At 37.6% G+C, this 17857-nt stretch carries 5 protein-coding genes; 1 reads left to right on the top strand and 4 read right to left on the bottom strand.

All coding sequences use genetic code 11. From position 1 onward, the window contains the following. Positions 1–79 precede the first annotated feature (79 nt). Positions 80–1273 (bottom strand): pyridoxal phosphate-dependent aminotransferase, encoded by a 1194-nt coding sequence (locus tag B4F31_RS09670; RefSeq protein WP_286761215.1) that lies wholly within the window; start codon positions 1271–1273, stop codon positions 80–82. 113 nt (positions 1274–1386) lie between these two features. After that, positions 1387–2490 (bottom strand): fatty acid desaturase family protein, encoded by a 1104-nt coding sequence (locus B4F31_RS09675; protein ID WP_286761216.1) that lies wholly within the window; start codon positions 2488–2490, stop codon positions 1387–1389. A gap of 120 nt (positions 2491–2610) precedes the next feature. Here B4F31_RS09675 and rsmG point away from each other — a divergent pair, with 120 nt between their 5' ends. Then, positions 2611–3240 carry a 16S rRNA (guanine(527)-N(7))-methyltransferase RsmG gene (gene rsmG / locus B4F31_RS09680; protein WP_286761217.1) on the top strand — a complete coding sequence of 210 codons (630 nt, stop codon included), beginning with the start codon at positions 2611–2613 and terminating at the stop codon, positions 3238–3240. Here the strand turns inward: rsmG and B4F31_RS09685 are convergent. Next, complete coding sequence (locus tag B4F31_RS09685) at positions 3237–9602, bottom strand: LamG-like jellyroll fold domain-containing protein (RefSeq protein WP_286761218.1); 6366 nt, start codon at positions 9600–9602, stop codon at positions 3237–3239. The genes rsmG and B4F31_RS09685 overlap by 4 nt on opposite strands. 406 nt (positions 9603–10008) lie before the next feature. Continuing rightward, positions 10009–17857: PKD-like domain-containing protein (locus tag B4F31_RS09690; protein ID WP_286761219.1), on the bottom strand; the 7849-nt coding region annotated here is incomplete at its 5' end.

A 17857-nucleotide genomic window follows, 5' to 3' on the forward strand; every position in this document is an offset into this window, starting at 1 on the left:
AAATTTCTAAAGATTCAGAATAAAAAAATCCTGATGGGTTTTATCCGCATCAGGATTGTAATATGTTCTTCAAATGAAATTATGCTTCAGAAAGTACTGATTTAATTCGTTTCATTGCTTCTTCAATTTGAGATTCACTTGCCGCGTAAGATATTCTAATACAATCAGGATTCCCAAAAGCATCTCCGGTTACGGTGGCTACAAGGGCTTCTTCCAGTAAAAACATGGAGAAATCTGTAGCATTTTCAATCTTATGACCTTTAATTGTTTTTCCGAAGAAATGAGAAACATTTGGGAAAACGTAAAAAGCGCCTTCGGGCTCTGTAGTCACAAAACCTTCAATTCCGTTTAAAAGATCTATAATAAGTTTTCTCCTTGATTTAAAGGTGTCTACCATATAGCTAATCTTGCTCACGGGAGCTTCCAAAGCTGTAATTACTGCGCGTTGGGCAATACAGTTAGCACCACTGGTAATTTGACCCTGCATTTTATTGGTAGCACGGGCAATCCACGCGGGTGCACCTATATAACCAATTCTCCAACCGGTCATTGCAAATGCTTTAGAAACACCGTTTACAGTAACTACACGATCGTACATATCTTCAAACTGGGCAATAGAAGCGTGCCCCCCTACAAAATTAATATGTTCGTAAATTTCATCACTTACAATAACAATATCGGGATATTTTTTAAGCACATCGGCAAGACCTCTTAGTTCTTCTTTGCTGTAAACCATTCCGCTGGGATTGCAGGGAGAGCTGTACCAAATCATTTTTGTTTTTGGAGTAATTGCAGCTTCAAGTTGCTCGGGAGTCATTTTAAAATCGGTTTCAACCGAAGTTGGAACTTCTACCGGTACACCTTCAGCAAGTTTTACTATTTCAGCATAGCTCACCCAGTAAGGACAGGGTAAAATAACTTCATCTCCCGGGTTTAATAAAACCATTGCTACATTTGCCAAAGATTGTTTGGCACCTGTAGAAACTACAATTTGAGAACGCTCGTAAGTAAGATCGTTGTCTCGCTTAAACTTTTTGATTATGGCATCTTTCAATTCCACATAACCGTCTACTGGCGTATAAGAATTGTAATTGTCGTTAATTGCCTGAATTGCGGCTTCTTTAATAAAATCTGGGGTATTAAAATCTGGTTCTCCCAGGCTTAACCCAATAATGTCTTTCCCTTCTGCTCTAAGTTCACGCGCTTTTGCAGCCATAGCCAAAGTTTGGGAAGTTGCTAAGTTGTTAATTCGGTTGGATAATTGTTCTTGCATTCTTTAATTGGTTACTAATTAATTACTCACTTAGTGAGACCGGAAAAGGTTCACATTGGAATACGAATTTACTTTTCTAATCTCAATCTTAAGAACCAGGCCCTTAAGAAAATTTACGAAATTGCAGGTTTCGCACCCATTTGTTTTAAATGTTTAAAATGGGCAATTATTGCTGCGCGTGTGGTTTTATATTCGTGGTAAGGAAGATTGCATTCTGCAGCAGTTTCCTTTACTATTTTAGCGATGTTAGTATAATGAATATGACTAATATTCGGAAAAATATGGTGTTCTACCTGGTGGTTTAATCCGCCGGTAAACCAGTTTACAATTCTGTTTTTAGTTGAAAAATTAACCGTAGTAAACAGCTGGTGAATGGCCCAGGTGTTTTTCATAGAGCCGGTTTCGTCTGGTAAAGGCATTTCGGTTTCTTTAACCACGTGGGCTAATTGAAACACAATACTAAGAATTAATCCTGCCGTATAATGCATTACGAAAAAGCCTATTAATATTTTCCACCAGGCAATTGATAAAATAAGCATTGGAATTACGATCCAAATAGAAACATAAATAAGTTTTGTGATCGCGATAATGCTCCACTGCGTTACCGGATTTGGCATTTTTCCGTAAGAAAGTTTTCGCTTTAGATAATTTTTAGTCTGTTTAAAATCTGTGGTTAAAGCCCAGTTGAAAGTTAAAAGCCCATATAAAAATACAGAATAATAATGCTGAAAACGGTGAAAACTGTACCATTTAGCGTGTTCAGAAAACCTAATAATTCTTCCGGCATCTAAATCTTCGTCGTGGCCGTGAATATTGGTGTAAGTATGGTGTAAAACATTGTGTTGTACCTGCCAGTTATAAACATTGCCGGCAAGCACGTAAATTGTGCCACCCATAAATTTATTTACCCATTTTTTTGATGAATAGGAGCCGTGGTTACCATCGTGCATAATATTCATTCCTACTCCTGCCATTCCGGCGCCCATTACTACGGTAAGGAGCAGCATCCACCACTGTGAAATATCAAGCGTGAGAATTAAAAAGTATGGGGTTAAAAACAAAGAAAACATAACTACTGCCTTTAAATGCAGTTTCCAGTTTCCTGTTTTTTTAATGTTATTATCCTTAAAGTAACTGTTTACTCTTTTATTAAGGATTCTAAAGAATTTTGTGGAATCCTTTCGAGAGAATTTAATATGATTTTGAACGTTTTCCATGTAATTTTTGTAAGCGGTAAAGGTAAAATATTTAAATAGTTAATCTATAATCTATACCGTATTAATATAGGCTGCAAATTCAGCACCAAATTATGTATTTTTGCGGAAATTGTGAAAACTTTGGATTTAATAAAAAAATACTTCCCCGATTTAACCGATGACCAAACTGCGAAATTTGCGCAAATGGAATCGCTTTATAAAGACTGGAACCTTAAAATTAACGTGGTCTCGCGTAAGGATATAGATGAAATTTATCTCAGGCATGTTTTACACTCTCTGGGAATTGCAAAAATTCAGCAATTTAATCCGGAAGCAAATATTTTAGATGTAGGCACAGGCGGCGGATTTCCAGGAATTCCGTTGGCTATATTATTTCCGGAAACCAATTTCCATTTAGTAGATTCTATAGGAAAAAAGATGAAAGTAGTAAACGAAGTTGTAGAAGGCTTACAACTTACCAATGTGAAAACTACTAACGCCAGGGTAGAGGAGATTTCAGGAAACTACGATTTTATAGTAAGCAGGGCAGTGGCAGCGATGCCTACTTTTGTGCATTGGACTAAAGGAAAAATTGCGAAGAAAAGTCAGCACGAACTCAAAAACGGAATACTTTACCTTAAAGGCGGAGATCTCACCGTAGAACTTCGCGATTATCCGAAGGCGAGAATTTATGAACTCCGTGATTATTTTGAGGAAGAATTCTACGACACTAAAAAAGTGGTTTATCTTCCTTTAAAGTATAAACCTTAGTCTTTTCTAATAATTATCTTTTTAGCGTAATCGCCTGCACTCGTGTAAATCTTTACAATATAAACTCCCGAGCTTAAAGATTTTTTCTGCGGAATATGGATCTCTTTAATATCTGGTATTCCAAAGTGTTGATCTACTAATTGACCTGTGATATTATATATATTGATATGTTCAATTTCATGAAGTTCGGGATTGCTAATCACAAATTCTCTTTCATCCATTGAATAGAAGTAGTCAATAGGCCCTTCGCCGGGTTCTTTATCTTCCCTGGTTGAGGTTACATCCTGAAAAACAATTTCATATAAATCCTGGTATTCCCCTGCAGGTAAAGTAGCTTTATAAGCCTCTTTCCGTAAATCATGATAGGTGCTATCGCTATTATCCCGTAAATAAATTTCGGTGATTTCCGGTAGGTTTTCAAGCTCTCCAATTTCTATAATGAATTCTTTTTCTTCGGCAATCTTAAAGCCTAAAGGCAGCACCTGGTCTAAATTAAAGTGGGGCACACCCTGTATAACATATTTTCCTTCCCCTACGACCCAATACATATCTTCAGGGCCTCTATCTATTAATGGGGCATCAAAGCCAAGATCAAAGCCCTGACTGGTTCTGGCGTCTGCGCCAACAAGAAGTTCCCGGTGATAACCGGTAGGAGAACGGAACAACAACCTTATTTTATATCGTCCATCCTCGCTTTTTCCTTCTGTCTCCTGCTTAGATTTTGAATTGTCCCGAGCTTGTAGAAAAAATGAAATTTCTTGGCTCTGTTCTGTCTCGTAATAACGTTGACTGTTTTTAAAGATAATATTTCCCGTATCAAAACTACCAAAACCTCCTGCTTGAGGGTCTTGTGTAGTATTTACGAAAAATCCTTGAGCTACAGGGATATAGGCGCCAGGACGTTTGTTGCTTTCATCACCCGAAGCATTTATCCTGGAATCGGTAGAAACGGCAGGAACTCCATCTATTAAATTGCGTACGGCGTAGCCGCCAACATACTGTGCCAGGTAATGGGTTTTACCGGCAAAATGATCCCAGAAATAGACAGCTCCATTTAAAAGGTTTTTATCGTTACGGCCTTCACCATCCCTAATATTGTCTAAGATAAATTCTTCTACACTTATGGCAGATGGATAAGGATTACCCAGTAGGTAATTTTGTCCCGATCTAATTTCGCTAACTTCTATTATTCCATTATTTGGAAAACCATTGAAAGTATAATTTTGAAGTTTTCCTTCAGTAATATCTATATTTTCGGTTCCTTTCATGGTATAGCCTTCGCCTGGTTTTAAAGCGGTGTAGCTACCAATTTGTTCCCACTGGCTATATTCATTGGCTGCCCTGGCTCTAAAAGCATTAATCCAGTAATCACTTATTTTAATAGGATTGGCTTTTGGTCCATCAGCATGAGTGTGTGGCCATTTAAAGTTGATATTCTGAAATTTATTTGTTCCCAGGTTAGAACCATCTTTCATAACCTGGTTTACTTTATAAGTAGTATTTGTAGGATCTGAAATTACCGGGGAACTCCAGTAATTATAATTAAAACTACTTGCAGTACCTTGTTGATCGCGCTCCAGGTTTCCGGAACCACTAATCTGGCTGTTTTCGGGTTGTACTAATTGTGATTCGCCATTAAGATCTATATGGCCGTTTAGTTCGAGGTAACGACTAATATATAATTCATTGCCCGAAGTATGGTTGGTGCCATTCATAATTAAAGAACCTCCATCATCTAAAAGCCCTAATAAAGTTATACTATTTGAATTATCAGTAGTTGGGGCATTGGTTAAGGTCTTGCCATCTAACCTGGCAATATTCCAGTTAATTCGCTCACCATTTACACCGGCGCTGTTTGGAGTATCCCATACCTGGGGTTGTTTCCACGAATTGATGTTCCACCAGTCACCACCGGTTGCAATATATGGTAGGGGCGCTGTATTCTGCTGTGTACTTTGGATATTTTTTAATCGGCCGTCAATACCATTTGGTATTTTGTTTTTGGTAATACCGTTGGTAGCTTCAGAGGTTATAAGCCTGTAATATCCTTTTAGAGTTTCCCACTTTAAATTATTTGGAACATCTAAAGGTATTATTTCACCTCTAACATTCGTATTATTCTTGATTCGTTGGTTCATCATGAATTTAAGCTGCTCCAGATTTAAAGAAGTATTCCAAATTCTAACTTCTTCAATCCAACCGTGGAAAAAGTGAGAGGGAAGAGGTTTTAAAGTATTATCATTCATAGCTCCAATTAGAAACCTATTATCAATACTGCTGGGTATGCCGGGAGCACTTTCACCAGTTTTAATACCATCAATATATATTCCGGCATCATTTCCACCCTGAATTACCGCAATGTGATACCAGCGGTCTGAATCAATTTGGTGAGTTGATGAAATAACTTCATTATTCCATCTAAATTTAGGGGTGTTATTTTCAATAATTAAATCATATCCTCCCGTACTAAGATTGGCATTATCCCTTTTAGAAAGTATAGTTTTTATTGAAGTGGTAGCGTTTTGATCTTGTTTTACCCAGGCTTCTAAGGTAAATCCTGAGGTAAGATTAAGATTATTTCCAAAATCTATATAATCATCAACTCCGTCAAAATCTATAGTGCTGCAGTTACTGAAAATTATTTTAACTCTATCTTTACTTCCACAGGGGATAGTCCATTCCAGGGTATAGGTTCCAGTTGTTGTAATGGTAAGAAGACTTTCTGGATTGTTTGGATCTGAAATTACCGCTCCCGTGGGGCCATTAATAATTCGCCAGGTTCCAAATTCTTCCTCTTGCGTTCTGGGATTCGTGTAGCCTTCAAAAACAGCCCCTAATTTTACCTGATTTACACCACATTCTAAAGTCTTGTCTTCTCCTGCATTGGCAATTAATTCCTCAGGTTGGGCAATAGTTACTTCAGTGCTAAATTCACAACCATTGGCATCAACCACGTTTACTGCATAAGTGCCAGCAGAAAGATTATTAGCGGTACCTGTAGTTTCTGTTGAAGTTTGACTAATATGATCCCAAACTATAGTGTATGGAGCTGTGCCGCCAGAAGCTTTTACCGTCGCAGTAGCATTACTTCCTCCAAAACATACTAAGGGTGTCTGGTCTATTTCTTCCAGTAAAAGTGCATTTTCGGGTTGGGTAATGATAATATTATTTACAGTATAAGTTTCATTATCGTCATGAACCATTGCTTTGTAAGTTCCGGCCGGTAGATTTTGGAAAATTCGGGTGTCTTTAGGACCATAAATTTCGCCGGTTAGCGTATTTTGTAATTCGTAATGGTAGGTGCCAACACCGCCGGTTGGTATGATTTCTATTGATCCTTTTTCATCTCCATAACAAAAATTCTTAATTTTTTCTATTCTTGCCGATAAAGGAAAGTGAATTTCATCGTTTTCGTTAGTTGATACGCACATTCTTTGGCGAACATCCCCACATTTTTTATTAGCATTATTGGTCCAATCCATATAAAAACTTTCCAGAGTAATAGCATTTCCACAAGACCAATTTTCTATTTCTCCAATTCTGAAAAGTGAGGGTATTTTATCATTCCCTATATCTATACAACCAGTAATTCTTTCTTCAGAAATAAATTCTCCACCCTGTGATATTGAATAAATAAATTCAATTGAGGGATTATATGCATTCGCATTTTTTTCTATACGAAGATATATATAGCGCTTTCCACTGTAACTTGCACATTCGGCACCCGTAAGTGGGCTGCCGTCCTCTTTCCCGATATAAAATGTATCTAATTCGAAATCTAAATTCTCCGTTTGTCCACAGGGTTCAAAACATTCACCTACGTAATGGTTAAATACTTCAGTGTATTCATTCCCAACTGAATCTGTAACTGTCAGAGAAACAGGATAGACTGCACTTTCTAAATAATTAACTACGTGTACTCCGGGACCTTCAGTTTGATTGTTGGTATCACTAAATTCTGCAGTTTCACCTCCAAAATCCCATTTATAGGTATAAGGTGCAATTCCTCCCTGAACAGAATCGAGTTGAAAAGTTGAAGTTCTTAATCCGCCTTCATCACTTAAACATTTGGAAGTTGGAATCATACTAGCTTCCAGCGGGTCTATTATGGTAATCGTTTCTTCATCGGTACATCCATTGGCATCAGTTACTACCACGCTATACGTTCCGGCAGCCAGGTTACTTGCCGTTTGCCCTGTTTGCCCATCAGACCATAGAAATTCGAAATTAGCTGTTCCGCCTTCAATAATTGCAGTAGCAGTTCCGGTAGCAGAACCAAAAGTATTAGTTTCAGTATCAACAATATTTGTAATTACTAATTCTTCTGGCGGGTAGACTGTAATAGTTTCTTCAATAGAACATCCATTTTCATCGGTAATTGTTAATGAAAGATTATTGGAAGAAGCTGTATTGTTTACATTACTAATCGTAGCCCCAGTCTGTCCATTACTCCAGTTGTAAGTTAATTGCCCCGTTCCTCCATGAGCTTCAACAGTAATTGAAGCGTTATTTTCTTCAAAACATCCTTTGTTGATACTGATACTGGTTATTTCAATAAAACTATCTGGCTCAGTAATGGTAAAGTCTTTGGTTGCAGAACATCCATTTACATCTGTAGCTGTAACCGAATAGGTACCCGGGCTTAATCCATCTTTTACTGCCCCATTTCCTAATTCTCCCCAATCATAAGTAATTTCTCCAACTCCACCGGTAACAATGGCCTGTGCTTCGCCCGATGCAAACCCATTACATAAAATATCATCAACCTGAACATTTACTTCTATTTGGTTGATAGTAATATTTTGTTCTATACTCGCTGAATTTCCTGAAGCATCAGTAAAAGTCCATATAATTGAACCGGTTTCAGTAAAAGTGGTAGATCTGTTAGCTTCAGCGGTAATATCACCTCCACAATTATCAATTGCAACAGGAGTTTCCACAATATATTCACAACCCCAGGTAATGTCATACAAGGTGGGTAAAACTGGTTTTATCTTATCTTCTACAGTTACTATAGCTGTATTTGAAGCCGTATTATTATGAATATCGGTCACCGAAAGAGTGACAGTATTCTCACCAATATCAATACAATCAAATGTGGAAATATCCACGACAGATGATTCTATTCCGCAGGCATCAGTAGAACCATTGTCTATTTGATCTGCAGTGATACTTGCAGTACCGTTTTCATCAAGTTGAACGGTGATATTTTGTGTGATTACCTGAGGCGTAATATTATCTTCAATGGTGATGGTGGCATTTTTTGTTGCCGTATTATTATTGTTGTCGGTTACCGAAAGAGTGACAAGATTCGCGCCGATATCAGTACAATCAAATGTGGAAATATCCAGTGAAGTTGATTCTATTCCGCAGGCATCAGTAGAACCATTGTCAATTTGATCTGCGGTTATACTGGCAGCGCCGTTTTCATCAAGTTGAACGGTGATATTTTGTGTGATTACCTGAGGAGTAATTTTATCTTCAACGGTAACGGTGGCATTTTTTGTTGCCGTATTATTATTGTTATCGGTCACCGAAAGAGTAACGGTATTCGCACCAATATCAGTACAATCAAATGTGGAAATATCCAGTGAAGTTGATTGAATTCCGCAGGCATCAGTAGAGCCATTGTCTATTTGATCTGCGGTTATAATCGCAGTACCGTTTTCATCCAATTGAACGGTGATATTCTGCGAGATAACATTCGGAGCAATATTGTCCTTTACTGTAACGATAGCATCTTTTGTAGCGGTATTTCCGTTTATATCAGTTACGCTTAGGCTTACCGTATTATCTCCAACATCAGTACAGCTAAAATTTGTTTTACTTATGGCGATTTGATCAATTCCGCAGTTATCTGAAGAACCATTATCAATATCACTCGCCTGAATTGAAACAGAACCGTTCGAATCTAATTCAACTTCAATATTTCTCAAATTAACGGTAGGAGCTTCCAGGTCTTCAAATTCGACGGTAAAACTGGCATTAGCTGTATCTTCATTACTATCGGTTACCGTTACAGTGTAATTTCCGGGAGCAAGACCGGAGATTCTCTGGTTAGTACTCGAAAAATTATTCGGTCCACTCCAGGAATACGAATAGGGAGAAACTCCGCCGGAAACATCAATATTTAATGCGCCGTCCTGGGCATCGCTACAATTTGCGGGAGTATTTTCGCTTAAAGTAATAGAGGGAGCAAGCTCTAATAAAAAGCCGACGAAAAATAAATTCTTTTGTTGTTTTTCTTTTAAACCAGGCTTCTCGGGCCCATATGTAATATTAGCCAATAGCGTATTTCCGGAGAGTAGGAACCAACCAGAAATTAGTGCTATAAAAAAAAACCGGGGAGTAATTTTACCCATAGGCGACTGTATTATTACAGAGGATAAAATTACATATAATAAATCTATTTTAACAGGATTTTAAGCCAAAATTACAGATATAAAACCTTTAATATCAGACAAAAGACCATTTGGAAGAATAAATAATATCTAAATGTAGGAAAAATCTTTCTCTTTTAAATAATTTTCAATCTATAGCTATTAATTAATTTCTGAAATTTGATTTTAGTAGTAAGTAGATTGGCTACTACCTTCAATAAAAAAAGCTCTCAGAGAGTAACGTCTTTAGAGCTCAATTTTTGTTCTTTTAAGTGGGAAATGATTAATTAAATCAGATTTAGGATAAAAAATAGCGTCTAAAAACCGATAAGTAATTTAGGATTACTCTATGAGAAAAAAGTAGTTCAGGAATATATTAATAAGAAATTTAGTCTTTTCTAATAATTACTTTTTTGGCATAATCTCCTGCATTAGTAAAGATTTTTACGATATAAACGGCGGTGCTTAAGGATTTTTTCTGCGGAATATAAATTTCTTTAATGTCTGGTATTCCAAAATGCTGATCTACCAATTGGCCTGCAATATTGTAAATATTTATATGCTCAATTTTATGAATTTCAGGGTTGTTAATTACAAATTCCCTGTTCTCCATGGAATAATAAAAATCTACAGGTCCTTCCCCGGGTTCTTTATCTTTTCGAGTGCTGGTTAAATCCTGGAAAACAATTTCATATAAATCTTTATATTCTCCTGCAGGTAAAGTAGCTTTAAAAGCTTCCTTTCGTAAATCGTGATACGTACTGTCACTATTGTTACGCAAATAGATTTCTATAATATCTGGAAGGTTAGGTAATTCACTAATTTCTATACTGAACTCTTTTTCTTCGGCAATTTTAATACCCAAAGGTAACCTTTGGTCAAGGTTGAAATGAGGTACACCCTGGATTACATAATTGCCTTCCCCAACTACCCAATACATATCTTCTTTGCCTTTATCTATTAAAGGGGCATCAAAACCGAGATCGAAGCCCTGGCTGGTTCTGGCATCTGCGCCCACCAAAATTTCCCGGTGATAGCCGGTAGGAGAATGAAACTTTAGTCTTATTTTATAACGGCTATCTGCACTTTTTTCATCAGTATTTTTACTGGTTTTAGTATTATCGAGTGGTTTTAGAAAGAAAGAAGAACTTTGCCCTCGCTCCATTACAAAAGCACGTTGGCTATTTTTAAAAACAATATTTCCCGACCCAAAGTCATCAATATCTTCAGCCTGGGTATCCAGGGTAGTGTTTACAAAAAATCCCTGGCCTACTGGAATATATGGTCCGGCCTTTTTGGTGCTTTGAGCGCCGGAAGCATTAATCCTGGAATCGTTGGAAATAGCCGCAACTCCATCTATTAAATTTCTTACAGCGTAGCCGCCCACGTACTGTGACAGGTAATGGGTGTGGCCCCCAAAATGATCCCAGAAATAAACGGCTCCATTTAAAAGATTTTTTTCATTACGCCCTCCGCTATCTTTAATATTATCCAATATAAATTCTTCTACACTAATCGCAGAGGGATAAGGATTCCCAATTAGATAATTTTGTCCCTGCTGAATTTCGCTAACTTCAATAGTTCCATTATTCGGAAAACCACTAAAAGTATAATTTTGCATATCAATTATTCTTGCATCTCCCGTTGTCCCTTTCATAGTATAGCCTTCGCCGGGTTTTAAAGCGGTATAGCTTCCAATTTGTTCCCATTGGCTATATTCGTTGGCTTTCCTGGCTCTAAAGGCATTAATCCAATAATCACTTATTTTAATGGGGTCTGGACTTGCTTTTGGACCATCGGCGTGGGTATGCGACCATTTAAAATTGATACTTTGGAAGTCTTTTGTGCCCACGGTAGACCCGTCTTTCATCACCTGGTTAACTTTATAGTTTTGGCTATTAGAAGTTGGTAAAACAGGAGAACTCCAGTAATTATAATTATAGCTACTTGCGGTACCTTGTTGATCCCGTTCCAGGCCGCCGGAACCACTAATTTCACTGCCTTCTGTTTGTATTAATTGAGATTCACCATTAAGGTCAATATAACCGTTTAGCTCCAGATAATGGGTAATAGTTAATGCATTTCCGGTTCCGAACCCGGTTTGGCTTCCCCCCATATTATTTTCACCTTTCATATTGAGCGTTCCATTTTCAGAAATTAAACCCAGTAGGCTTATATTATTTTGGTTATTTTGAGTAGCCGGGTTTTCTATATCTTCAGAAAGCTTTACGATATTCCAGGTTATTCTGCTATTATCAATCCCCTGACTGCTGGGTGGATCCCAGACATCTCTTTTAGTTATATTTTTACCATCTATTTGTGTAGGTAAGTCCCAGGTTGTCTCCTTAAACCATTCTTGTCCACTGGTGTAAAGGATATATGGAACCGGAGCGGTGTTTTCCTGCATTTCCTGGATGTTTTTCAATAATCCATGGGCTGATTCACCTACACTACCAAGGTTATCGGTAAATCCATCGCTAATAAGATCACTCTGTGCAAGAAGCTGATAATAACCTACTAAATTGGTCCATAGAACATTTTCCGGGGCGTTTGGTAAGTTTAAATTATTTCCGAGTACAGTACCACTTACGTTTGCACCATCTTTTTCAAGACGTTGATTCATAAAGAATCTTATTTGTTCGATTGAGATTGCTGTATTCCAAAGTCTAACTTCTTCAATATAACCTTCAAAGTGATCTTTACTTTCTATAGTTTTATCTGGGGTAAAAGCAGCACCAATAAGCGCAGGGGTCTCGGTTGCTCCTATTGATTGAGGAATATTTGTAGTATTTGTTTGAATTTCAATTCCATCAACATACAATTTAAGAGCTGAACCCTGATTATAAACCGCAGCAATATGATACCAACGATTTGTATTTATTTTTTTTACTGAAACTACACTCTTATTATTAACCCGGAATGTTGGGGAACCATTATTAAGAAAAAGATCATAGCCTTCATTCATACTGTCTGCAGATCTTTTAGACAAAATAGTTTTTGTGCCTGAAATTGAATGTGGTTTTACCCAGGCTTCAATAGAAAAACTCGAATTAATATTATAGTGGTCTCCTAAATCTACAAAATCGTCAATTCCATCAAAATTTAACTGACTACAGGAAGGAGGGAAGGTGATCTCAATTTCATCGGTCACACTACAACTTTCATTTGCAACAGAAGAAACACTCCAGGTAAGCGTATATGTTTGTCCCGGTTGACCTGTAAAACTGGTGTTTGGATTATTAGGATCTCCAAGTAATGCAGTCTCTCCATTATTATAAGACCAGGAGCCCGCGCCTATTTCAGGATCTATAGGAGAAGCAGCTAGCCAAAGTGTTTTTATACCACATTCGGAAATCTCAGGAATTTCCCCAGCGTTTATTTCAGGAGGAGTAAGGGTTGTGAAGGTTTTAACTTCAGCAGCGCAATTCTCGCTGGAACTTACCAGGAAGGTATATCCTTTTCCGCCTTGCAGTCCTGAAATTATAAAGCGTTCTGTCGCTATATCATAATTTATCTGTTCCTGCCCTAAATTAATTTGATTTCCTTCAGCATCTAGTATGTCAAGTATGTAAGGAATATTTTCAGGATCAATCGTTTCCTCAGCAAAAAGTCCTCCGCTTACAGGTATGGAAACTACAGCGCCAAAATCATCAAAACAGGATGCTTCTTCCAATTCAATCGGAGCTCCTACAATCAATTCTTCAGGTTGCTGAATTGTAATCGTGTCTGTTCTTACTGTACATCCTTTAGCATCGGTTACATCGGCATAATAATCTCCAGCTATCAGGTTTTCTGCAATTCTTCCTGTTTGTCCATCACTCCAGAGAAATGTAAATGGAGCTGTGCCGGTATTTTCAATTATATTGATTTCTATTTCACCATTATCTCCTTCAAAACAGCTTGCATCTTGCGAAATGAGTTCCAATTCCGGACTAATATTGAAAATAATATTTATAGTATCACTTACAATTTCACAAACCGCCCCGGGGTCTTCATTAGAAGTTAATATTAATTCTATTTCGCCCGAAGCAATTTCTTCTTCATTTGGATTATAAGTAGTCTTGACTATGTTAGGATCTGTAAATCTGGAATTATCTCCCGCTGCCGTGCTCCAGAAACCTGAATTTATGCTTGGATGCGTTATTGAAGCAGAAGAAAGATCTATAATCGGTTCGTTGGAGCAAATTTCCATATCCTCGCCGGCAAAAACCACGGCTTTTTCAACTACTTCTACCGTAGTAGTTTTAGATTCTAAATTACAGCCATAGAAATCGGTGATTTGTAAAGAATATTCCCCTGCCATTTCAGCTGTAGCGTTCGGGATCTGAATTGTATCTGCCGCTACACGCTCACTTTCTTCATTTATAGTTTTTGATCTAGTGAATCCGTTTGGTCCCGTCCAGTTAAATGTTATAGGAAACCTACCGCCATCCAGGTTTGCTGCCAATTCTATAGTTTCATCTTCACAAATGGGGCCATTATTTTCAGGGATAAATTCGAAATCAAAAGATCTAAAGGCTGAAAATGAAATATCATCTATTCCAAAGTCGTTGCCATCTCTTACTGGATTTTCATTAACAATTTTGAGTACAACTTGAGTATTAGAACCAGAATTCCATACCTGGGGGTTATAAAATTGAATCCATTCACCTCGAGCTAAACCAGTAAGATCCCCCAAATTACTTTCAGCTAGGGGGGTGTTTTGTCCAGGTAATGTTATAATTAATCTTAACCTTGCTTCTTCTCGGGCAACTAAGTTGGAAGTCCAGGCACTAAAATAATAGTCTGTGTCAGTAGAAATGGCTATAGGATCTGTTTGCCACACTACGCTACCTTGGCTTGGATCTCCATTTACGATCATGAAATTCCCGGAACCCCCATGTCCATAACCGTAGAAATCGTTGTGATAATCCCTGGCATTATCATCAACAGCATAATCTCCTTCGGGGTATAAATCCCCACCCGGAGGAACATACCTATAAACTGTATTAAAGCCGGTATTTCCATCTTCAAAATCTCCATTTGTAACTAAATTCTCACTTGGAGTTAGAGATGTGGAGGCTTCGCAGCCATCCCTGGTAACGTATAAAGTGTAAGTCTGGGCTAAACTAATATCTATGGAGGAATTATGGGATATTGTTTCACCTCCAGATTCCCACCTGTAGCTGTCATAATTCTGATCAGCAGACAGTCTTATTTTATTTGATTGTTCGAACACACAATAATCAGCTACGATTGTTGGTTGTAAGGGTTCTTTTATAATTACTTTTACAGAATTACTCCCTTGATTACAAATATTTTCATTTTCAATATCGTAAGTGTAAGTAGCAGTGAAAACTGTAGTTTCACTCAGCTGACCAATATCTTCAGGGAGTAAATTTGGTTTACCTTCAATAAGCCATTGGGGATCATCAGAACGTGTCCAGTGAACAGAAGAACTAGTTGCTGATTCACTCGTAATATTTAAATTGTCAATCGCCCAATAATCTCTGTAATCTCCACCGCCATTATAACGAAATCTCAGTATTAGATTTTCATGCCCCGAGGGGAGAGCGAATTCCCCTGAAGAAGTGAAGTTTCCTGGAGAACCTTGTGGATTATTATAACTATGATTCTGTTCAATACGCTGCCAGTTACCTCCACCATTTATAGAGTATTCTATAAAACCTCTACCATTGGAATTTCTAAAATAGTGATCAAAGGTTAATCGGACGTTACTTTGGCCCACTGTGTTAATAGCTGGGCTAGAGATCCAACGGTTGTTAATATTATTGGTTGCGTCTAATAACAAGAATCTGTTGCCATTTCGTGTGTTAAAAAATTGACGGTTGAAACAATACCTATTGCCCCAGAAAACAAAACAATCCTCATAAGCCAATGAACCATTTGAACCTCTCATCCAATTTGAGCCTGACCATCCTTGCAATCCATTTTCGTAGCTATAATTTAAAGATATAGGCTCAGCCGTTTCCTGATTTAATGTAGAACTGGAATATAATTTTATATCATTAATTTCAGAAGGGCTTGAAGGGGAACAGATTTCTATTTCCTGTACAGCATCATTTTCGGATTGATTTGACATAGAAACCCCAGCCTCAACTTTTGGAGCAGGTTTTACATCGATAAAGACACTTTCCGTTTTGGGGTTACAATTTCCGTAAGCGAAATTATATACGAATTCAACTCTATTTATTCTATTTTCAGTGGAGTTGGTTAAGGTTGTGCTAATTACACCTTGACCAGAAGACCGTGAAGCGCTTATACCACTTTTTGGTACCATTTCCCAAGAAATTGAAGAGTTGGAAATATTTAAACTGTTATTGGTGGTAAACTCCTGACCGCTGCAGACTTCAAAGCTTTTATCACCTAATAAATTAGGAGTGGGACTTACAGGGACTTCAAGAATAATAGGATTTTCTTCTCCTATAACACAACCATTCTCTGCCTCAATTATAACTTCATATTCTACGGTAATAGTTACCTCAGAATTGTTAGTCAATATATCTTCAATATTTCCTTCGCCGCTTTCAGTTCCATTAATTCCTTCTCTTTCTCTTCGAACCCAATAATAATTTTTAACAGGAATATTACTATCAAATTCATAAGAAAATGCAGCATCAGAACATATTTCATTAATTGCAGTTGAACTTATTAGTTCAGGAGTAATCTGGCTAATAATAACCTCTTCTATGGTTGAACAGCTCTGTGTACTCTCACCTTTAATATAATAAGTGCCCAAACTAACTTCAGTGGGATTACTTATTTCTATGGTAGCTTCCGCATCTTCCCAGTAGGTATAATTTAAGGAGTTATTGGTTTTAATTGCAGTATCTGTAAGGTCAACTGCTGATACACACTCAGGTAGGTTTATTTCAAACTCCGGCGTTGGGTTTACCGTAATTACAACCGGAATTGTTGATCCTGTACATCCTTCTGCTTCGGGGCTAATTCTGTAAGTAACATTTTGGGGCTGGGAAGTATTATTAGTAAGTTCATGTTCAATTGTTCCTTCTCCGGCTAAACTTCCATTTATTGCGCCTTCAATACCTGCCGGGGCATCAACCGTCCAGGTAAAACCTGTGTTGGCTACAGCACTTGCCAATGAAATATCTGTTATTTCTCCTGAACAAATTTGATTGGTAAATGAAGCATCTACCACCGGACTAGGTTTTACAGTTACAGCAATTTCAACCGGCTCTCCGATGCATCCGTTAGCCTTTGGAGTAATGGTGAGAGTAGTATTTCGTGGAATATTTGAATTATTTACCGGGGTAAAAACAGGAATCTCTGTAACGTTGGTTCGGTTGGAAAGTCCTATAGTAGAACCTCCTGAAATATCATAAGTAATACCTGTAACATTACCCAATAAAGGTATTGCTTCAGTGGGCGCAGCGTTACATAGTTCAGGGATTACAGGCGTTTCTAATTCAGGTTTTGGTTTAACTTCTATAGTAAAAGTTTGTATTTCGCCAACACAGTTATTGGCCGATGGTACTATTGAAATAGTCGCTATTTGCAGCTCGTCGGTATTATTATTTGCTGTAAATGGGTTGATATTCCCGGTGCCCGAAGCACCAAGACCTATATTTGGATTATCGTTAGTCCATTCCACGGTACTTCCCGTTACCGAAAAACCGGAAAGATCGATAGTATTAACTGTCTCGCCCTCACAAATTTCAATATCGTTGGGTGTAGTAACAGAGGGAGTAGGGTTAATTGTAATAAAAAAATAATTTTCTTCTCCTTCACAATTTCCCCCAAATGGAATTACAGTGAATTTTACTTCTATTGGACTACTAGTATTATTAATTGCTGAAAATTCAGGAATATTGCCATTTCCGCTTGAAGCCAGGCCAATATTTGCATTAATATCGGTGTCGTAGAACCATTCGTATTTTTTATTTGCTAAGTCATTTCCGGTAAAAATTACGCCGGGAACTTCTTCTGTATTACAATATTCGTTGCCATCAATTTCCGGAATTTCCACAGTAGGTTCAGGGATAGAAATTAATTGTTCCGCAGTTACAAAATTCTCTGCTGAATCAGTAAAAGTCCAGGTTATAGTATATTCTCCATAAGAATCAAATTCAAGAGGATCACCGGTGGTTCCAGTAATTTCTGTGTCGCAATTATCGGTAGTTGTTGGGAAATCCGTAATTTCTTTACCACATGTCCAACTGATATCTGGTAATGATGGTTTAACTGGTGCTTGCTTATCAACTACAGTTACTGTTTGT

The organism is Salegentibacter sp. UBA1130 (assembly GCF_002311535.1).
In the GTDB taxonomy this organism is placed as follows: Bacteria; Bacteroidota; Bacteroidia; order Flavobacteriales; family Flavobacteriaceae; genus Salegentibacter; species Salegentibacter agarivorans.